The organism is Chlorobium sp. KB01 (assembly GCF_001975465.1).
In the GTDB taxonomy this organism is placed as follows: domain Bacteria; phylum Bacteroidota; class Chlorobiia; order Chlorobiales; family Chlorobiaceae; genus Chlorobium.
The window spans coordinates 1-20,820 of the sequence record NZ_MPJE01000083.1; the positions used below are offsets into that span (position 1 = coordinate 1).

18 protein-coding genes are annotated in these 20,820 nt (G+C 49.6%); 9 read left to right on the forward strand and 9 right to left on the reverse strand.

Going from position 1 to position 20,820, the window contains the following annotated elements; genetic code table 11:
- Nucleotides 1-23 precede the first annotated feature (23 nt).
- Together BOO20_RS09180 and BOO20_RS09185 are read right to left on the reverse strand one after the other, a co-directional pair.
- Entirely contained in the window at nt 24-830 is an 807-nt protein-coding gene (locus BOO20_RS09180; protein ID WP_076792237.1) for a hypothetical protein, read from the reverse strand.
- Between the two features lie 122 nt (nt 831-952).
- Complete coding sequence (locus tag BOO20_RS09185; RefSeq protein WP_076792239.1) at nt 953-2,452, reverse strand: RNA-binding domain-containing protein; 1,500 nt, start codon at nt 2,450-2,452, stop codon at nt 953-955.
- A 392-nt stretch (nt 2,453-2,844) separates the two neighbouring features.
- Here BOO20_RS09185 and BOO20_RS09190 point away from each other — a divergent pair, with 392 nt between their 5' ends.
- From BOO20_RS09190 to BOO20_RS09225, 8 genes are all read left to right on the forward strand, one after another.
- Nucleotides 2,845-3,555, forward strand: a complete 711-nt coding sequence (locus BOO20_RS09190; RefSeq protein ID WP_076792240.1) for a pyridoxine 5'-phosphate synthase — start codon at nt 2,845-2,847, stop codon at nt 3,553-3,555.
- A gap of 6 nt (nt 3,556-3,561) precedes the next feature.
- Nucleotides 3,562-4,269, forward strand: coding sequence for an RdgB/HAM1 family non-canonical purine NTP pyrophosphatase (rdgB, locus tag BOO20_RS09195; protein WP_076792242.1), 708 nt, complete (start codon nt 3,562-3,564; stop codon nt 4,267-4,269).
- Complete coding sequence (gene uppP / locus BOO20_RS09200) at nt 4,266-5,114, forward strand: undecaprenyl-diphosphatase UppP (RefSeq protein ID WP_076792243.1); 849 nt, start codon at nt 4,266-4,268, stop codon at nt 5,112-5,114. The genes rdgB and uppP overlap by 4 nt, the downstream gene beginning before the upstream one ends.
- Before the next feature lie 269 nt (nt 5,115-5,383).
- Nucleotides 5,384-6,244, forward strand: coding sequence for a PHP domain-containing protein (locus BOO20_RS09205; RefSeq protein WP_006365267.1), 861 nt, complete (start codon nt 5,384-5,386; stop codon nt 6,242-6,244).
- 100 nt (nt 6,245-6,344) lie between these two features.
- Complete coding sequence (locus tag BOO20_RS09210; protein WP_076792245.1) at nt 6,345-7,139, forward strand: ABC transporter permease; 795 nt, start codon at nt 6,345-6,347, stop codon at nt 7,137-7,139.
- Nucleotides 7,140-7,143: 4 nt separating this feature from the next.
- Nucleotides 7,144-7,878: an ABC transporter ATP-binding protein gene (locus BOO20_RS09215; RefSeq protein ID WP_006365269.1), complete on the forward strand. Its 735-nt coding sequence runs from the start codon at nt 7,144-7,146 to the stop codon at nt 7,876-7,878.
- A gap of 21 nt (nt 7,879-7,899) precedes the next feature.
- On the forward strand, nt 7,900-8,778 hold the full coding sequence (locus BOO20_RS09220) for an MlaD family protein (protein WP_076792246.1): 879 nt from the start codon (nt 7,900-7,902) through the stop codon (nt 8,776-8,778).
- Between the two features lie 14 nt (nt 8,779-8,792).
- On the forward strand, nt 8,793-9,938 hold the full coding sequence (locus BOO20_RS09225; RefSeq protein WP_076792248.1) for a serine hydrolase: 1,146 nt from the start codon (nt 8,793-8,795) through the stop codon (nt 9,936-9,938).
- 213 nt (nt 9,939-10,151) lie between these two features.
- Here the strand turns inward: BOO20_RS09225 and BOO20_RS09230 are convergent, their stop codons facing one another.
- The gene (locus BOO20_RS09230) at nt 10,152-12,083 is read right to left on the reverse strand and encodes an FAD-dependent oxidoreductase (protein WP_076792250.1); all 1,932 of its coding nucleotides are present in this window, start codon (nt 12,081-12,083) and stop codon (nt 10,152-10,154) included.
- Between the two features lie 111 nt (nt 12,084-12,194).
- Here BOO20_RS09230 and queG point away from each other — a divergent pair, with 111 nt between their 5' ends.
- Entirely contained in the window at nt 12,195-13,148 is a 954-nt protein-coding gene (gene queG / locus BOO20_RS09235; RefSeq protein ID WP_076792305.1) for a tRNA epoxyqueuosine(34) reductase QueG, read from the forward strand.
- A 106-nt stretch (nt 13,149-13,254) separates the two neighbouring features.
- On the opposite strand, the gene BOO20_RS09240 is transcribed toward queG, so the two are convergent.
- The 6 genes from BOO20_RS09240 to BOO20_RS09265 all read right to left on the reverse strand — a co-directional run bounded on the left by BOO20_RS09240 (nt 13,255) and on the right by BOO20_RS09265 (nt 20,586).
- Nucleotides 13,255-14,217, reverse strand: a complete 963-nt coding sequence (locus tag BOO20_RS09240) for an aliphatic sulfonate ABC transporter substrate-binding protein (protein ID WP_076792306.1) — start codon at nt 14,215-14,217, stop codon at nt 13,255-13,257.
- A 101-nt stretch (nt 14,218-14,318) separates the two neighbouring features.
- Nucleotides 14,319-14,894 (reverse strand): recombinase family protein, encoded by a 576-nt coding sequence (locus BOO20_RS09245; protein WP_040432815.1) that lies wholly within the window; start codon nt 14,892-14,894, stop codon nt 14,319-14,321.
- A gap of 593 nt (nt 14,895-15,487) precedes the next feature.
- Nucleotides 15,488-17,065, reverse strand: a complete 1,578-nt coding sequence (purH, locus tag BOO20_RS09250; RefSeq protein ID WP_076792251.1) for a bifunctional phosphoribosylaminoimidazolecarboxamide formyltransferase/IMP cyclohydrolase — start codon at nt 17,063-17,065, stop codon at nt 15,488-15,490.
- A 123-nt stretch (nt 17,066-17,188) separates the two neighbouring features.
- On the reverse strand, nt 17,189-18,499 hold the full coding sequence (locus BOO20_RS09255; RefSeq protein WP_076792253.1) for an NAD(P)H-dependent oxidoreductase: 1,311 nt from the start codon (nt 18,497-18,499) through the stop codon (nt 17,189-17,191).
- 3 nt (nt 18,500-18,502) lie between these two features.
- Nucleotides 18,503-19,192, reverse strand: a complete 690-nt coding sequence (locus tag BOO20_RS09260; protein WP_076792255.1) for a TetR/AcrR family transcriptional regulator — start codon at nt 19,190-19,192, stop codon at nt 18,503-18,505.
- A gap of 341 nt (nt 19,193-19,533) precedes the next feature.
- Nucleotides 19,534-20,586 carry an alpha/beta fold hydrolase gene (locus BOO20_RS09265; RefSeq protein ID WP_198935438.1) on the reverse strand — a complete coding sequence of 351 codons (1,053 nt, stop codon included), beginning with the start codon at nt 20,584-20,586 and terminating at the stop codon, nt 19,534-19,536.
- Between the last annotated feature and the right edge of the window lie 234 nt (nt 20,587-20,820).

The window sequence follows — 20,820 nt, forward strand, 5'->3', positions numbered from 1 at the left end:
ACAACTCTATCATACTTTACGCCTCAAGAGGCGGGGAATATGACCCATAGAGATTCAATATAACTATCAGAAAGAATCGGGAAAACTTTCCGCATGAATTTACCCCTTTGATTTAAATTTATCTCAAATCCTATGTATGCAGTTTCAAAGAAATTATTATCTTTCATCATCTTAAATAGATCGCCTTTAAAACCAATACGATTCTCCAAAATAATCGGATTTTCAATACTTATAGAAAGGACTAATTCTCCCTTAACATTTAGAGCAAACTGAAGACTCACACCGTTTAACTGCGAGTGCATTACCCATTCTGACGGTATCAGTATTACGATATTATTTAAAGCGTCTTTTTTAATCGTCCAGTTATTAATATCATCAAACTCATCAAGAAACTTGTTAACCTGTTCCATGAATACTGTTTTTGGACCCATTGTATTTTCATTGTTTGTAAAATTTATTGATACAACAGGTAAAACCGACTCAATATTTTCATCTGAAATACCAGCGTAGCGAAATACTGCTGCTCTCACAATTCTAAAATCGTCGACACACCAAAAAGGTTCTCTTTTATTTGATTGTGCATATCCGTTGCATTCTTTACCACACAAGCTTATCATAAAAGGAGACATCTCGGGTTCAAGAGTCTTCCCATACAAGCAAATATTATACGCTGTTTTCGTAGGGTGAATGTAAAGTGTTCCATTAGCGCCCTTGATAGCCATATTCCTTTTCACCTTTGCTTGCTGATGAAATCGAAATTTTAAGGGTGACAATAAATTTATTTCTTCTACAAGTTCTTCAAGTCTTTCCTTTGTTGCATCGACGTCCATTGACGTATCTCCTCTATAAAAAAATCAAATCAACACATCAGCATAACTTATAAACCTTGACCAAATCCAGTCAAGTGACGGCATTTATCTGATTTCCATAGGGTTTTGTAGTAAAATTCTGATTAAGATCTCTTTCGAATGTCGGCCAGCAATTGCCTGCCTTTTTCTGTCAGGCAGTACTGCTGCCGGGAACTGGTTGGTTTATGGGGAATTGTCATTGCCAGAACATTTTCCTCCAAAAGTGGCGTGACATATTTTTCCCTGAACTTGCTCCGGTGCTTCCACCCCATAGCTATCATTAACTCCTGAATCATCATCGGTTTTTCACAAGCAATCAGCATTAGTCTGACTTGTTCCCGACTTAGTCCCAACTTGGTCCTGACTTGATCCCAACTTGGTCCCGACTTGACGCCAAACTGATCCCCGGCATTTTCTACCATCATCCTCGCGTCTCCATCCGGCTTGTAATCCTTTTTCAAAAACTGAACCTGAAACTGAAGTCCTCTTTCAAACCATTTGAACTCGATTTCAGGGTACTCTTTCAGTTCATCAGCAATCAGCTTCAACCCATTGCCCCATTGATCAATGATGCCAAGTTTTTTGAAAACAGGAGCGATAACCTTGTTGCGGATATCGGACTGACGAGAATCCATTTCATTAAAATCAATTGAAGGCAGCAACTGACCGGGGCTCGTAATTTCAAGCATATCATCATAAATGGCAACCTTGATATCTTTACCGGATAAAGAATAATCTCGATGAACAACCGCATTACGAAGAGCTTCCCGGATTGCAACTACAGGATATTCCCAGCGACTTTCTGTATATACGCCATTTACCGATGCACCCTTGTTGATATGGCGAAGTACAAAACTGTAGGCGGCCTCAGCCTGAAAGGCAATATTGTCAGCAACGGTTTTCTGGTCAATAAACTCGTGAGAGGATCTTCCTTTAAAGCGTGCACACTCAATTTTGGCGTAAGGAAACAGCTCTTGTTTTACCGAACTGTCTGAAAAAAGAACATAAGCGTTGGTCGGTAATGGTGACCCCTGAAAATCTTTCAATAATTCCAGCTTCCGCATCACGGCGTCTGTCAATGTTTCGCCGGTTTTTTCTCTGAAAAAAACTTGAAAGGGTTCAAGAGAGATATCTGTCAGCGATTTGTCGTAAACCGGCTCACTGTCAAACGAGATATTCCTCCGCTGCCGTTCAAGAGAGTCTATGATTTCCGAATCAGCTTGACGATTAGAGGAACCAACACGAATGTAAGTGCCTGCCTGTTTTCCTTTTGATTTAAGGTAATATGGCAGATTACTGCCCCGATAAATCCGGACTTTGATGAAGCGCCTGCCTTCCATTCCATGGAATGAGATCTCAGGAATAATAACAGGATAACAGTGATCGTGTATGAGATTGCTTATCTGCTCTTCAAGAAGCATTACTTCATCTTCCGAAATACCTGTGATCTCTCTTGGTTCATTCTTGATCCCGATAAACAAATCTCCCCCTGCATCATTGGCAAATGCAACAATGGTTTTTGCGAGGTCAGAAACCGTTGGGAGGGTTTCCTTAAACTCAACCCTACGACCTTCCGGCTGCTGTATGAGCTCGGTAATCTTCATTCAGCTTCAATAGTGTCCTGTAAAAAACGAAATGTAGCAATAAGGCAAGCAGGAAAACCGCTTTGGTAATCTATACAGCAAAAGCTTGCATTTCAAGCGTAATCTTCAACCGGCAGTTCGGTAATCAAGAGAAGGTAGGGTTACTGCTGTTTGTCTGCCAAGATTCCGCCACCATGGGACTTTGAAAAGAGCATTCAATCCGAATGCACACATTTTATTCATGCAAGAACCTTTCATTTTCTGAAAGGTTCTTGCATTTCTTGGGCACAATCCGGTTGATTGATTGCGTTTGCAGTGTAGTTTTGCCCTTTCATCCATTTTTTCATTACTTTCGCTTAATCAGTCGGTCACGACTAACGTACCGATTTTAAATCCTTTGATATCGTCCATCCATGCGATTAGCTGTAAATATTGACCACATTGCCACATTGCGCAATGCACGCAATGAATATGAACCCGACCCGGTTGAGGCGGCCCTGCTTGCCGAAAAATGCGGAGCGGCGGGTATTGTCTGCCATCTGCGTGAAGACCGACGCCACATCAGGGATCTTGACCTTCAGAGGCTCCGCGAAGCGGTTACCACCAAGCTTGATCTTGAAATGGCCATGACGCCGGAGATGCAGCAGATCGCGCTGAAAACACGCCCCGAACTTATCACGCTTGTGCCTGAAAAAAGGGAGGAGCTGACCACTGAAGGGGGGTTTGACATTACCCGCCATTTCGACACACTGGTTGAGTTCCTCAAACCGATAAGAGAGGCTGGAATAGAGAGCAGCATCTTCATAGAGCCCTCTCAGAATGCCATTACCCTTGCCGCACAGGCAGGAGCCGAAATGGTGGAGCTTCATACCGGTACCTACGCATTGAAAACCGATTCTGCTGAGAGGGATAAAGAGTTTGAGCGAATCCGTGCAGCCTCAAGCTTTGCCAAAAGCCTCGGGCTGAAAGTGGTTGCCGGTCACGGGCTCAACTACCTGAACATAGCCCCGCTTAAAACCATCCCGGAAATCGAGGAGGTCAGTATCGGCCATGCTATCATTGCCCGTGCCGTGCTGACAGGTCTTGATTCGGCGGTCAGGGAGATGATCCGCATCATTGAGTAACCGGCCATGAACGCAACTCTCGATACAACCATTACCGTCATACTCGCAACCGGCAATCGTGACAAGGTCAAGGAGCTTCGCCCGCTGCTTGAAGATATCTCACCCCTCATCAGGGTTACGACACTCAGCGAGCTTGGTGCTGAGGTCGAGATTGAGGAGACCGAGGAGACCCTTGAAGGAAACGCGCTTTTGAAAGCAAGGGGTATCTTTGAACTGCTGTCGGAGCGATTCCCTGCCCTGATTGCTCTCGCTGACGACACCGGCCTTGAAGTCGAAGCCCTTGGCGGCGCTCCGGGGGTCTACTCGGCCCGGTTCGCACCCATGCCGGAAGGGAAGTCACCCTCATATCAGGACAACGTCCGTCATCTGCTTGCAAGCATGGCGGGCTGCTCGAACCGGAAAGCCCTATTCCGGACCGTCATTGCGCTCAAAGGAAGAATCCCGTCTCAAAACGGTGAACAGTTTCTCTTTGAACACCTGGCTGAAGGCGAGGTTTCAGGCTCTGTCACCATTGATGAGCGAGGCTCGGAAGGATTCGGTTACGATCCGGTATTCATGGTCGATGCAACCGCAAAAACCTATGCAGAGATGGGTATCACAGAAAAAAACAGGCTCAGTCACCGATCTCTTGCCGTTCAGAAAGCTTTGCTTGATCTCAGAAAGACTCTTGCGGAAAACAGCATACCCTTAACCTATTGCCCGGACAACCCATGACCCTCATTGAAGCAATTACCCTCGGCATTGTGCAGGGTCTGACGGAGTTTCTGCCGATCAGCAGTTCAGCTCACCTGAGAATTGTGCCCGCTCTTGCAGGATGGAGTGACCCCGGCGCAGCGTTCAGTGCTATTGTTCAAATTGGAACGCTTGTGGCGGTCCTGATCTATTTCCGCAGGGATATCTTCTCGATTGCCGGTGCCGTGATCAAAGGCATACTCCGGGGCAAACCGCTGGAGAGCCGTGAAGCAAAAATGGGGTGGATGATTGCTGCCGGAACCATCCCGATCGTCTTACTCGGCCTGCTCTTTAAAACCGAGATTGAAACAAGCCTACGCTCCCTCTACTGGATCAGCGGCGCACTTATCGGCCTTGCCCTTGTGCTCTCCCTTGCCGAGGCAAAAATCAGGAAGCGGCTCGAAAGCGATCTGCCGCTGAAATCAATGGACCGGATCGGCTGGAAAGAGGCCCTGCTGATCGGTCTTGCACAAAGTATTGCGCTTATTCCCGGCTCCTCACGCTCCGGAGTAACCATTACCGGCGGACTGCTCCTGAATCTCGACCGTGCCACCGCCGCCCGTTTTTCCTTTCTGCTCTCGCTCCCTTCGGTCTTTGCCGCAGGAGTCTACCAGCTCTACAAGACTCGCGACATCATCACCGCCTCGCCTGAAAATCTGAGCAACATCCTGATTGCAACCGTTGTTGCCGGTTTGGTTGGTTATGCCTCCATCGCCTTCCTGCTCAACTACCTCAAAAATCACACGACAACCATCTTTATCCTCTACCGGCTCGCCGCAGGAATCGGCGTGCTCATGCTTGTGGCTTCAGGTCATCTGCTGCCTTAACGTCCCAGGCACCGATAGATTTCTCCGCCGACAGGTCGGTGTCGAAATGACACGAACCGTTTGAGCACATTTTTTGGTCATCCCGAACGCCAGTGAGGGATCTTGTTGCTAACGGTAAAAGGGTTCCTGTCTCTGGAGATAACGCTCTCCCGCAGCGTTGCCTGAAGCAACTTTTAAACCTTAAAAATAATTCTCTTTTCTGTGATGAGAAGGGCAGGGAATTTTTCTTATATATAAGTATATCAAATTAACCATGTAATAATCCAGCCATGCCATACAGCTTAACAGGCGTAGGGCATAATGGCTTTGAAAAAGCAGACTTACATATACACACAAAATGTTCGGACGGGCTCTATACACCGGAAGAAATTGTTGAAAAAGCTGCTGCTGCCGGGTTGAAGGCGATCAGTATTACTGATCATGATTCCGTTTCAGGTATTGACAAAGCAAAGCCATTAGCCTTAGCAAAAGGTATTGAGCTTGTTCCCGGTGTGGAAATGAGCTCAACCTACAAGGGCTATGATATTCATGTCCTTGGTTATTTTTTTGATTATCAGCAATCCGAGCTGAAAGAGTATCTCGACCACTGTCGACACCTGCGCACCGAAAGGGCTGAGCGCATGGTGAGCAAACTCGCCAAAATGGGCGTAAAGATCGGCATTGAGCAGATTATCGTCAAAGCTCAGAACGGAAGTGTGGGCAGGCCTCACATTGCTGCGGTGCTACAGGACGGCGGCTATGTCAAGAGCTTCAGCGAAGCATTCAGCAAATATCTCGGTTCACACAGCCCTGCCTATGTAAAAAGTATTGAAACGCATCCGGCGGATGTAATACGGCTCATCAATGAGGCGTCGGGTCTCTCTTTTCTGGCTCATCCGGCCCAGAACGTGCCCGATGAGACCCTGAAGCAGTTAATCACCTTCGGGCTTGATGGCATTGAAATTGTCCATCCGTCGCACGACACCTACAAGCAGAACTACTACCGGGAAATTGCCAACGAGTATTTTATGCTTTTTTCGGGTGGTTCGGACTATCACGGCCTTAAAGAACGCGATGAAGACCTCTTCGGCAAGGTTACCATCCCCTGCCAGTGGGTGGAGAAAATGAAAAGCCGGCTTGTAAAATCATGAGGAATCGTTGATTGGGCAATTGCTGAAGATTTACTATTATTCAAACCAGTTTTAAAGGTTCCACTGCCCCCGGGCAATGCTCCTCATCGCATTCTAAGATATGCCATTACTCTTCATACGATCCCTGGAAAAACGGCTTAACCTGCAGCTCAAGGATTTTTTCCTCACCATGCAGGAGTTTTTTCTGTTTTCTCTGAGGACCTTTATGGCCACCCCTAAAACCATCCGCTACTGGAGAGATGTTCTTGACCAGGCCACCATCTGCGGAACCGACTCGATTCCCATTGTATTGGTCAGTGCGATTTCAATAGGTGCACTCCTTGCCATCGAGGTGGGCAACCTGCTTGAAGACTTCGGCGCCAAAACCATGCTCGGCCGCTCAACCGCGCTCTCGGTCATTCGTGAACTCGGCCCGCTGCTCATGGGTCTCATGCTCTCCGCACGTTTCGGATCAAGAAACGGGGCTGAGCTCGGAGCCATGCAGATCTCTGAACAGATTGATGCTCTTCGGGCGTTCGGTACCGACCCGATAGCCAAACTTGTCATGCCGAGGCTGGTAGCCGCGCTCATCATGTTTCTGCCACTTACAGCACTCTCCGACTTTGCGGGCCTGCAAAGCGCCGCCTATATGGCTGAGCACTACCACAGGATTGATCCCGGAATATTCTGGAACGCCGTCTATCCGCGGCTTGCGCCAAAAGATTTTGTTGTCGGATTCCTCAAAGCCCCGGTATTCGCCGTCATTATCACGCTGGTCAGCAGCTTCAACGGATTCTCGGCAAGAGGGGGAACGGCTGGTGTCGGACGGGCAACCATTAAAGGAATCGTTGTATCATCAGGCCTTGTGCTGATTGCAAACTTCTACGTTTCAAAGATAGTGCTGGAGAATATGTAACCGCATGATTGAATTAAAAAATGTCAGCCTGAAATACGGTGAAAAGGAGATCCTGAAAAATGTCTCCCTTACCGTCCAGGACAACACCATCAAAGCGATTCTCGGACCGAGCGGCGTAGGAAAGAGCACCATTCTCAAGCTGATGCTCGGCCTCATCAAGCCGAACAGCGGCAAAGTGATCATTGACGGCACGGATATCACCCGTATGAAGGAGACCGAACTCTACGAAATCCGGCGGAAGATGGGCATGGTTTTTCAGGGAAATGCACTCTTCGACTCGCTGAGCATCAGTCAGAATCTCGGTTTCTTTCTTCGTGAAAACCTCAAACTCCCCCAGGAGGAGATCAACCGGAGAGTTACCGAACAGATCCAGTTTGCCGGACTTGAAGGGTATGAAGACCAGCTGCCGGAAAGTCTGAGCGGGGGTATGCGACGGCGGGTTGCCATCGGAAGGGCGCTGATTTTCAAACCGCACATGATCCTGTTTGATGAACCGACAGCCGGACTTGACCCGGTCAGCTCAAAAAAAATACTCTCGCTGATCAGTTCACTCCGCAATCACAACAACCTTGGCGCGGTAATTGTTACCCATATTATTGACGACGTGTTCAATGTGGCCGACAGTGTGGCCGTACTCTACCAGGGAGAGATGATTTTTGACGATGTGACCGAAAAACTGCATGAGTCGCAGCACACATTCATCCGGTCAATCCTCTCCGACAAGATTCTTGAACTATAACATCCTAAGACTTTCACCTGTATGAAAAATCCGAACGCTTTGAAATGGAGCGATCTGAGAACCGGAATTTTTTTCGTTATCGGCATTGGTTTTGCCGCCTATCTCGGTCTGGTTATCGGCAAAAACAGCAACCTCTTTTCCGGCGTAACGAACGTAAAAATATTATCGAGAGATGTTCAGGGCCTTGCAGAGAACAACTTTGTTTCAGTCTCCGGCAAAAAAATCGGAACGGTTTCAAAAATGAACTTTGTAACCAGCCATGACTCCCTTTTTGTTGTTGCTGAACTCAAACTGAAAAATGAGTTTGCGGGCCTCGTTACCAGGGATTCCAAAGCTACCATAAAGTCCCTCGGTATACTCGGAGACAAGTATGTTGATATCATAACCGGCAAAGGACCTCCCGTTACTGAAGGGGATTTCCTCGCCCTCGATTCCGAAGAGGGTATGGCAGGTCTCACCAGCAAGGCAAGCGAAGCATTCAGCAAAATCAACTCTCTTCTGGATAACCTGAACAGCGGCAAAGGAGCTGCAGGAAAGCTTATTACTGATGAAAAAATGGGTCAGGATCTGGCTGAAACAATCAGCAGCCTGAAAAGCACTTCGACCGAACTCGCGAAGCTCTCCAAAAAAGCCTCCAGCGGAGAAGGTCTGCTGCCGAAACTGATCAATGACAAGTCAATGGCAAAAAATACTGCCGAGACAATTGAACGCCTGAATCAGACCGCGCTGAAAACCGAAGCACTGATGACCAAGCTCAACAGTGAGAAAGGGACGCTCGGCCAGCTCTCTTCCAATCCGGCGCTCTATAACAATCTCAGCCGAACACTCACCTCACTTGACTCGGTGCTTGTTGACCTGAAAAAGCGGCCCGGTCGCTATGTCCGCTTCACGCTCTTCTAACCACTGAAGCAGCCATGCCATCCCTTCGCATTGTTTTCATCTTCTGCTGCGCCCTTGCCGGATCACTTCAGACAACTCCGGCAAGGGCGCAGGCCTTTAATTTCAAACCACTTGAAGCCGTGATGGGTCAAGCGGTAAGCGACTCGGTTTTTCCCGGCGCCAGCCTTGCTGTTCTCTACAAAGGCAAGGTCGTTTTTCATAAAGCCTTCGGAAAAAAGAGCTATGCACCTGAAAGCACTCCGGTCGATACCACAACAATCTACGATCTGGCATCACTCACCAAGGCGATCTCCACGACAAGCATCATCATGCAGCTTGTTGAACGCGACTCCCTCTCGCTTCAGGCTCCTGTAGCCAAATATCTGCCCGCTTTCGGCTCGAACGGCAAGGATAAGGTCACCATTGAACACCTGCTTCGTCATACTTCAGGATTGAGAGCCCACTCGTATTTCGCAAAAAGCTGTAGATCTCCCGAAGAGCTCTTCAACACAATCGAAAATGACAGCCTCCTCTCCCCTCCCGGCAGAACTACCCTTTACAGTGATCCCGGGTTCATGCTGCTGGGAAAAATCGTAGCAACCATTACCGGCCATAACCTCGCCGAAAATTTTCACGCACGCTTTGCCGCGCCTCTCGGCATGCACGCAACCATGTTCACGCCTCCGGCCACGCTTCTGCAACACATTGCACCTGCAGGGCAGGATGGCGACTGGCCCTTCAACACCGTTCGTCCTCTGGTTCATGACCAGAACGCTGCACTGCTTGGGGGGGTTGCCGGACATGCCGGACTCTACTCAACAACGGGAGACCTTATCACCTTTACAGGGATGCTGATGCATGGAGGAACGTCCGGCAGGAGGGTCTATTTCCGCAAAGAAACGCTGAGGAATTTTCTCTCACGGAGCAGCGCCGAAAGAGCGCTGGGCTGGGATTTGCGTTCAATCGACGGCCCCTCTTCAGCAGGAGATTATTTTTCCACCTCCTCCTACGGCCATCTCGGCTATACAGGCACAAGCATCTGGATCGACCCGCAGCAGGATCTCGCAGTCATTCTGCTCAGCAACAGGGTGTGGCCAACCTCAGCCAACATAAAAATCCGCAAGTTCCGCCCCCTGCTCCACAACACCGTTGCCGAATGCCTTCAGCTCAAGAGATTATAGATCAAGAAAGTGTACAGAGTGGACAAGAGCTCAGAAGATGCTGGATTGGCCTGTGATTGGCATCACTCGCCCTCAATTGTCATCTCATTCCTCTTCAATTGTCATCTCGAACGCAGTGAGAGATCTCGCAAATCTCTCGTGTGTTCCGGATTTCTCACCCCGACAGGTCGGGGATTCAAAATAACACTGCGTGTAAAGCGCAATCCGGAATTCTTATGCGAAAAGGCCCTGCATGGGCACTATCGGCAGAGGCACCTGCATCACTGACTCCTGGCGGAAGATGGCGTTGGCCGCCATGCGTCCGGTAAACGCTGATGCCTCCATCAGAAAGACCGGAGCATCAACCCTGACCCAGTCACCGGCAAGAAAGAGATTGGAAAAGGGCGTTTCAATTCCCGGACGATGAGCGTGATCACCGGGAGCCCAGCGGGAGAAATTGGACTGCTGCATAAAGAGCTCATGGCGTATCACAGCCTTTACCGTTTCCGGAAAGATGGTATGCAGCTCCTGCAGCATGGCCGCCCTGATCTCGGCTTCCGGACGTATATCACCGGGTGCAATGGCATAGGCGTGCAGTTCTATAACGCATCCGCCGGTTTTTGTTGCCCATGAGATAAAGGGCTCCTGAAAATCCGAGTAGATGGAGATCGAATCGGTATAGGTATAACCGGAAACCGTATAGAAAGGAAACTCCGATGACGCGAGCGGCCGATCGAGCCAGAGACGGAAAACAGCATAGGGATCCGCCTCTCCGAGAGCATCAACCTGCGACTCAAACTCAGGGCGGTTCAACAGAGAGCCCTTTACCAGCTCTCTCGTTCCCCGGACATTGGAAGCGAGAACACAGTAGTCACACGCTATCACCTCACCCGCACCTTTGCCTGCCGTTCCTGCCTGCTTCACAACAAGCCTCTTCCCTTCAAGCGTGACCGCAAGCGGAGCAAGAGGAGCCTTGGGCGGGCCACTGACCGGATTACCGGATGCATCAAAACGGCCTGCATGGCAGGGGCATAAGAAGCCGCCGCTTTTTGCATCCGGAGTTACGGGGCACCCCATATGCGTGCACCGTCCGTCATAAGCCGCATATCCGGAACCATTTCTGCCAACCATGACCGGAACCCCGTCAGCAGTAGTGAAGGCGGCAAAGCTCGTTTGAGGAACAGCTGCAGGATCGAGATGCAGCATGAGTGGATTCCCGCCTTCGGGTGACTCCACAACTACGCCCGAAACCCTCTCTCCACTGACGATGATGCGCCGTGCCGTATTGCCTTTCCGGAGCGTCACACCAAGCTCTTTGAGCCTCACCTCCAAAGGGGTAATAAGCGCACTCATACAGTCGCGATTTGTTATTCTGAAAGCCAACCCCTCCGGACTTGACATAAAATAGAAATGAAAATAGCGGAGAGCTTCTGCGGCAGAAAGAACCTCCATGCGGTTCATGGTCGCATCGGCAAACGGGTGAAGCACCGTATCGACAAATGCCTTCAGGGTATCACCCCGCCGGCAGTATGTCATAAAATCGATACCGTCATACTTCCGGAAGGTTTTATCGTACTGATACCGGAACAGCTCGACGGTAGAGAGCAGGCCTTTGGCATTTTTCAAAAATGCTGCCATATCAAGCCGCTTCGACTGCACAATGATAGAGAGAACATTGAGGGGAAAGAGCTTTGGCGTCTGACCGAAAATCTCTTCGGGAAAGTTTTTAAAAATCACCGGGTAACCGGGTGCGGAGCTGAAGACCTCCTGCTTAACCCCCGCAGAGGCAAATATCTCGTTGAGGTTGTAATACTGATCAAAAAAGCCGTGAAAACCATGCTCTACCGGAAACCGCTCGCCAAGTGCATCAAGATCCCAGCCGGTAAGCTTTCCGCCCAATGAAGCCGAGGACTCGACAAGCGTCACTTCAAAGCCTTTGCGGGCAAGCTCAAGTGCCGAGCTGATGCCTGCAAGCCCCCCTCCGATGACCACCACCTTTTTCTGACCTTCAAGCCGATCCTTTCCCCCGGTTGTGCCGCCTGGCTGGTCATAAAACTCTTTTCTCGGCTGATAATAGCCAACAAGCCCGGCTGCTCCCGCTGTCGCCACACCGGCACCAATGGCTGTACGCTTCAACATTTTTTTTATAAACTCACGACGTTCCATAGCATGGTCATACGGTTGACACAGAGAGAATCAATTCCATGAAATGTATATTTATTTGTTGATAAATGCTTGCGTAAGCACCCCGATTCAAAACAAATGGAGGAGCCTGTCATGAGTGATGCCGAAACCAATCTCTGCCGTGAGCTCCGAAAGGAGGCCGCTCGACTCGGTTTCTCTGCAATCGGATTCTCAACCCCCCATCCCCAACAGCTTGCTGTAGAGCGTTTCGCTGCCATGATAAGGGAAAAACGGCATGGGGAGATGCACTATATGGAACAGGGCATTGACAACAGGGCAGAACCCGCAATGCTTCTTCCGGGCCTTAAAACGGTTATCTCTGCCGCTATCAGCTACAATAATCATGTAGAATATCGTGAAGGGCAACCGAAAATTTCCAGGTATGCGCTCATTGCGGATTACCACACCGTGGTCCGTAGCAAACTTGAACAACTGCTTGAAAAGCTGAAAGCCCTCACAACTGAACCGGTCAATGCGCTCATTACGGTGGACAGCTCCCCTGTGCTTGAAAAAACATGGGCAGAAGATGCAGGAATTGGCAAACCGGGAAAAAACACGCTCCTGATCGTGCCGTCAGCGGGATCGCAAGTTTTTCTTGGTGAGATTTTCATTGACTTTGCGATCAGTGAAAGCAGAGCTCCTCTCCAGAATCTTTGTGGAAGCTGCAACCTCTGCATCGAGCACTGCCCGACAGGTGCGCTCACCGGACCGGGAAAAATTGATGCATCACGATGCATCTCCTACCTGACCGGAGAGCTTAAACGGGATTTTTCGGAAGAGGAGCAGAGAATGGTTGGAGAGTGGCTCTTCGGATGTGATCTCTGCATGGATGTTTGCCCGCATAACCGGCAATCAAGCATCAAAGCCAATGACGCCTTTGCATTACGGCAGGATCTGACGGATATCACAACCAAACAGATCATGAACCTTACCAAATCGGGATTCCGCAAGCTCTTTCTGGGAACCCCTGTTTTCCGCATAGGGCTCAGACGTCTTAAACGGAATGCAAAGGCAGTTGCCGAAAACATCAAACAAAAGAGGAGATAACAGAGGAAGCGAATAAAACGGGATCAATCGGGGGCGTTACAAAAGCAGCCCGGGTCCGTCCGAGCAGAAAACACAGCCGCGTGAGAGGCATACCCAGAAAACGGCATCAATTCACCTTGACATCGAAATGCTCAATCAGTCTGTCAGCTTCGACCTGGTTATCCAGCATCCGTTCCTGTACAAGAATGGGTAGAACCTCTTTCAACCCCACTATATCGCCACTGTCAGGAATGGTCCGGGAAAAATCAATACGACTGAGAATCAATTTTGCAATCTGCAATGAGATACCGGATTCATCCGCATAGATCAGGGCCAACTCATCAGGATGCCTGATTGCCCACTTGCGAACCCGTTCATAAACTTTAACAACACGATCCACAGTATCCGGGTACCTGGCGGCAAATGACTCTGTTGTATTCAATAACCCATAGCTGTTGAATGCGGCATTGCGATATATAGCACGACTGCCAAGCTCAAGCTGGCTTGAAGAGATAAATGGATCGGAACCGGCCCAGGCATCAACCTGCTGCATTTCAAGCGCCTTGCGGCCCTCGGAAAGCGACATTGGAATAATTGTAATATCGCTCTTGCATAAACCCGCCTCGTTCAACGCCTGCAAGAGAAAAACATAGGGATCACTGTCCGGAGTGACTGCAATTTTTTTGCCTTTCAACCCCAAAACGGAATTGATGGGAGAGTCACGGGTAACAAGCAGCGTAACCCACTCTGGATGAGAAAATATATAGACCGGCTTGACCGGGTGCCCCTGCACCTTGCACAACAGACAGGGCAGTGCTGAAGTGGAAGCAAAATCAACGCTTCCAACCGTAAGATCTTTAAGCCCCTGAGTACTTCCTGTACTATAAACCCATCTTACCGGAACCTTGTCTGCCTGAAACTCTTTTTCCAGCCAGCCGAATTTTTTCAATACCAGACTGAGCTGGTTGTAATCAGAGTAATCAATCCGCAACTCTTTGGGCAGAGAGCCCACAGCTGAGATGTCTGAAGGGGCAATCATGCCGAAAACAGCACTTATGCAGACAAGAAGCCTGACAATAAGTTTAAGCATTATTTTTTCCCTCAGTTTAAATCGTTTTATCGCTCTCGGTATATCGCTGTTTCCTCTCCTCATCCAGTCCACAAACCCTTAAATTCCGGCAATACACTTTGTTACTCTGCAATTGAGAGATAGCGATAATAGGTCGCTCTGGAAATCTTCAGTGTCTCACAAATCTCACTCACACTGATGCTTGTATTCTGGCTCATTTTTTTAACAAGCTGTACTTTCAAATCATCATTCACGGTTGGCTTCCGACCGCCTTTGCGCCCGATTGCCCTTGCTTCCCTCAACCCGGCTTTTGTGTTCTCCTGAAGCAACCTCCGCTCAACCATCGAGAGTGAAGAAAAGATATTGAATACCACCATACCCCAATCCTTGGTTGTATCAATGGCTTCATCGCAGATGGATCGAAATCCTATCCCCATTTTCTGCAGCTTTTCAAAAAGCTGGATCAGATGATGAACCGATTTGCCTGGCCCGTCAAGCCGCCATACTACAAGCGTATCTCCCTGCCTCAGCTCCTGCAGGCACTGCTCAAAACCGGGACGGTCGGATTTCACTCCACCCGGTTTGTCAGAATAAATGTGGTGAGGCTGACAACCTGCCAGCTGAAGTGCATCCATCTGAAGATGGTGCTCCTGGTCCGACGGTGAAGTACGGACATATCCAATAAATCTTCCTTCCATAGCGAGTCAATTCTTGAAACAGCAATTATCAAGAGTAATAAGAGGCTGTTTTTAAAAACGGTTAACGTAAACGGGATATAAATCCTTGAGAATCAGCAACGATAACGCGCAACAGCCTGCTATCGAACCTTCTCCAACAAGAACAGCAACAGGAAAAGAGCACAAATCAAACAAGTTGACGTTTCCATATTTTTTGCTCTTCATGGTAGTACAATAATCGCGCCAACCTGAAATCAATATCCATGACAATACCTCTCTTATCATTACAGGAAAAGATTTTAGAGATCAATAGCATGCACCGGGAACTCTGCCGGAGGCTACACCCTTCAAGAGGGAACTGTACGAACTTGGCACGGTTTTCAAGACATATTCCGAGACATAATGAGCCATATTGAGACACCTTGAGACAGAGATCTCTGTTGACTCTTCATCACCTTCCGCTTCCGTTAACGTTTCACGGATTGAATGAACAGCAACGAAGCAGCGCGTAAAACAGAGCGCACTCACTATGGAAAAAGCAATAAAAAAAGGGCTCGCTGTTGGTACAGCGGCCCTCTTTCCTTGTGGTTGTTCGCGCTTGTCGCGCAACAGGATCAGTGCTTGAAGTGGCGCATTCCGGTAAATACCATGGCAAGGTTATTGGCATCAGCCGCCTCGATCACCTCATTATCCCTGATCGAACCTCCAGGCTGAATGACTGCCGTAACACCGGCCTCGGCGGCGGCAAGCAGACCGTCGGCAAAGGGGAAAAAGGCATCTGAAGCAACCACTGAACCCTTGAGATCAAGATTGACTTCAGAGGCTTTCCAGCGTGCAATTTTCGACGAATCAACCCTCGACATCTGACCGGCACCGACGCCGTATGTCTGGCGATTTTTAACATAGAGAATGGTGTTTGATTTGATATGCTTGCAGATCTTCCAGGCAAACATCAGATCAGAAAGCTCCTCTTCGGTTGGCTGACGTTTGGTCACCACCGTCAGATCCTCCCTTGCCACGATTTTACTGTCGCGCTCCTGTACCAGCATACCGAACGGAGTGGATTTGAACTCCCAGCCCCCTTTCGGCAACGCCTTTTTCTGCAGCACAAGCCTGCGGTCCTTCTTCTTCATGAGAAGCTCAAGCACACCCTCCTCAAAGGCAGGGGCAATGAGAATCTCGGTAAAGATCTCGTTGACGGCGACTGCCGCCTCCATATCAAGCGGACGGTTAAAGGCGATGATTCCGCCAAAAGGTGCCTGGGTATCGGTAGAGAACGCCCTGCGGTAGGCTTCGGCAAGCGTAGGGGCCTGCGCAACACCGCACGGGTTGGTATGTTTGACAATAACAACCGAAGGGTCTTCACCGCGAAACTCTTCAATAACTCCGGTTGCCGCGGCAATATCAAGCATGTTGTTGTAGGAGAGCTCCTTGCCGTGAAGCTTCTCGAAAAAGTCGCCGAATGAGCGTGAACCGTCACTGTCGGTCAACTTGTAAAAGCCTGCGCTCTGGTGCGGGTTCTCACCGTAACGCATGTCGAGCTCACGCTCAAGCTTGACGGTCATCGAAGAGGCTGCAGCCGACTGCTCACTGGCAGAAGCCTTGACAAGATAGGCCGCAATGGCTCCATCATAGCGGGAGGTCTCGGTAAATACCTTGGTTGCAAGCCTCAGGCGGGTCGCCCTTCTCGTAGCTCCGTTGTTCTCCTTCATCTCCTTGAGCACAAGCGCGTAATCGGCACTGTCGGTTATCACCGTTACCGACTCGTTGTTCTTGGCTGCACTGCGGAGCATGGAGGGACCGCCGATATCGATATTCTCTATGGCATCTTCAAAGGTTACGTCGGGTTTGGCGATGGTGGCCTCGAAGGGGTAGAGGTTCACTACCACAAGGTCAATAAATCCGATACCGTTCTCGACTGCCTGTTTGACATGATCAGTATTCTCCCGGACAGCAAGCAGGCCGCCATGAATTTTCGGATGAAGGGTTTTCACCCGCCCGTCCATGATCTCCGGAAATCCGGTGATGTTGGATATCGAGGCTGCACTGACGCCTGCATCCTGAAGCGACTTCAAGGTTCCACCTGTTGAAAAAATCTCGACGCCGAGAAGCGAAAGCTCACGGCAGAAATCGACAATACCGGTTTTATCAGATACAGAGACCAGCGCCCGCTTGATGACAGGATCAGACATTTTTTTTGAAAATTTATTTATCGTTTGAGTGCTATTTGTGAAGCGGGAATTTAAGAAAAAATCCCCAATTATTTGAGCCACTCTGAACCTTCGGCGAAGCAGTATACATGCATTGCAGTTTGCTCAAGAGTAAACCGCTTTCTGGTAAGGTCTTGCCTTCAGTTGCTTCTGCGTGCCGAACTTTCTGGCCCGCATTTTCCATCCAACGGTTCCGCCCAGCTTATACAGCCACTGCGGCATCAGTGGTCTTGAAAGCAACTCCTGTACACTGTCGGAAACAGGCTGACCCTTGGCAAGCTCTCCTGCTGCTATCTCCAGTGCTTTTCTCAGGGGAGCACCTTGTCCACCAAGTTCCTTGAGAGGAAGTGCGCGAACAACACCCTCTCCCGCGCCAAGAGAGAGCCCTCCCATCCACTCAAAACCGGCAGCACGCGCAAACCCGGCACAGAGTGCAACGGAGCTCTCATTCTGGCTCGCTTCGGGAAACCCGCAATTGACAATGGCTGAAAAACGGGTCGGCTTTGTTTTCCCCTTGCAATGCGCAACAACATCTTCAAGCACCGAAATAACCGGCGCAGGAAGCGTATCGACATAGAGCGGAAAAGCCAGCACAGCCAGATCGGCCATCGCAATCGCCTCACGCAGCGCTTCCATACGCTCTGCACTGTTGATCGCCTTATAGAGGTAAATCGTTTCGGTTTCGATTCCATACTGATTCAACTGCTCAAAGAGATAGGAGCCGAGGGAGGATGAGGTGCTTTTGTCAAGGCGCGGAGAGCCGACCAGCAGCAGTGCACGACGGGGTGAAACCGGAATCGCAGATGAAGGGTTGATAACCGGAAGAAGAGGCACTGCATCTGATTCGTGACCTTCAAGCTGATCAAGCAGGCGATGAAGTTCTGCTTCCAGAACACGATCGGCCTGATTCCCGGAGAGGATGCCACAGGCATGCACCTTTGCATAGAAGTTGATGGAGTTCCGCCATGCCAGATGACGGAAAACAGTTGCCGCCTCTTTATCCGGCTCATGCTGCCAGCCAATGGTGAGCACATCGGGATAGCTTTCGTAGCGCTGCTGATGATGAATCTCCCCGCTGTGGGTTGCAAAAAAAGGCAGGGTGTTCTGTATCATGTGATCAACCATTCTCTTGAGCGTCGGAGAGTAACCGCCAAACGTAACGGGTGAGAGAAAAATAACAAGATCGCTTTCAAGGTACTTCCTCGATATCTCCTGATTGTCGTCAGCCACATGGCACTTGCCGGGGCTTTTGAACCAGCAGTAAAAATCGCCCATGCAGTTGCCGATCTTTTTGTCGCGCAGCGCAACCACTTCTGATGTCGAGCCGCGCCTTGCAAGGTCAGCCTTCAAGGCCGCCACCGCAAAACCGCCGATCCTGTCGCATTCCAGCGACCCGTCAAGAATCAATGTTTTCATTATTCACTCCTGTATAAATTGTCTGGCTATTGATTGTAATTCATAATGATAGAGATCATCGCCGCTCACTCCGAACGGGGGAATACGACCACCGATTTCAAGCGAAACCAGCCCGTGCACACGGCTCCAGACAATCAGGGCAACACCGTGCGACACCATGTGATAGTTGCGCGTGCAGGTGTTCAGGGGCGAAAGCCCGGTCGCAGACTCCTCCTGCGGAAGAGGGAACTCCTCCGTTTTCAGTTTTCCGGCCACCCGGATATCCTCAATCACACTCACCAGTGCGCTGATGGAGCGGGTTGCCGACGGAATGATTGCCATCTGATGCTGTTCATAGCCGGGAATGGGGGTACCGAAGATGAGCTGATAACGCTGGGGATAGCTCAGGGCCCAGTGGCGGTAGGCAAGGCCGATGGCTTGCAGACGCTCAAGAGGTTGTGAAGAGGGAAAGCTGTCGCGAGCCCTGAGCTGAACATCGCCAAAGGAGGTAAAGGCATCAATGATGAGAGCGGTCACCAGTGCGTCACGATCCGGAAAATAGTTATAGATCGCCGGGGCTGTAATCTTCAAGGCCCGGGCAATGGCCCGCAGAGAAAGGGCCGGAGCACCAGATTCTGCAATCAGCACCCATGCTGCGTCTTTTATCGCTTCCTGTAAATTCGGGATCTGCTCTGTTTTTATCGGCCTTGCCATGCGGCACCTCTCTGAATTTATTCCGCGATTCGATTGCTTCGTTGTGCGGTGCTCGAAATCCTCAAGTACCTCGTGTACATTCCGGTTTCTGCGCTCCGTCCGCCTCGCACTCAAACCGCTCACGACAATTTACAGAGGTGCCGAATAATGAACCACCAATTAATTTTACATCGTAAATATACAATGTAAAATTAACTCATGCAAGAAGAGAAATAAAAAGCGCTGAATAAATAACGGAATGAATTTTGGAAGTTGTACGAAGCGGAATGGATTCCCTTTAGCGCCTTGATGGAGCTACTCATGAGCGAGGCATGACTCAGAGCCATGGTGGGTGATTTCCCTCAGATTTCGTCAGCAAGGTTATTACTCCCGCTTAGCACGTCTTCCCGCAGGATTTTCTGCATTTTTCCGGGTTCTTCAAACATAGGGCTGTGTGCAGAGTGCTCAAAGGAGTATAACCCTTTCAATGGAGCCTTCAGTTTCTCGAAATAGGCTTTTGCCTCTGTGCAGGAACAGGTATAGTCGTAGATCCCTTCAAAAAAATAGACAGGAAGGTCAAGTGCCGGCACCGCTGTGGTCAGATCCGTTCGGAGCATCGTATCCCACAGGATGCTTACACCGGAACGGGATTTGCTTAACCACGTATTGACTTTTTCCCCTAACGTATACTCCCGGCACAGCAAAGATGGCAAAAGAATTCCAGTAATGATCGACTTCATATCATGAGTTGTACCAATACCAAGGCTGTGCATGGCTATGTCACGCAAGGCAACGTATGCCTCAGGTATAACATCCGTCATCGTGACCGGCGCTGCTTCAAGCTTTCGCACCATTTTGCTGTTTCCGCTCTCTTTGAACTGCCTGAGCATATAGTCATAAGCCAGTTTTTCAGATTTGAGCTGATATGACATCTGAGCCACCCCAATGTAGGCGAAGAACAGTTCCGGCGCTCGCGCAGCAGCGTAAATGGCGATGAAGGTTCCGCCTGAATGCCCCATCAGATATATCTTCTCCTTGCGGAAACGATGACGCAAGTAATTAGTCAGCACCAGGGTGTCGGATACCATCTGCTCCAGGGTCATCGTCTCTTGTGGAATATCGGCCTTTGCGGAGATACCCGACCCACGCTGTTCCCACCAGACCACGGTGAAACACTCTTCAAGAGCTGTCGGGTATCTTTTTGTCAGGAAGTAATCCGGCATGCCCCCATGCAGATAGAGCAGCACCGGATGCGTTGCATCTTTGCTTTTGATAAACATCCCCTGCTCAACACCGTTGATGTTGACATGGATTTTTTCCGAAATGCTTCCCGCCAGCACCCTTCCCTGTTCATCCAGGAACGGCTCGGTTTTTCCCGGACTGTTTGCCAGAAAAAAACCAATCAGAAGAAACAAAGACAGGAGTAAAACGGCAGCTACCGTAAGCAAAAACATCAACCTGATATTATTTCAGTTTCAAATTCCGAAGCCGAATAAAAAAGCGGCTCTTCTGCTTTGCCAGCCCATCGCCACTGCGGCGGCGCTCCGATACACCGACAGATAATCAGCAAGCACCATCCAACCTCTGCCAGGTAAAGGGAACATCCCGCCCTCAGCCACTACAAGGATCTTCAGTTTGCGGGAATGATC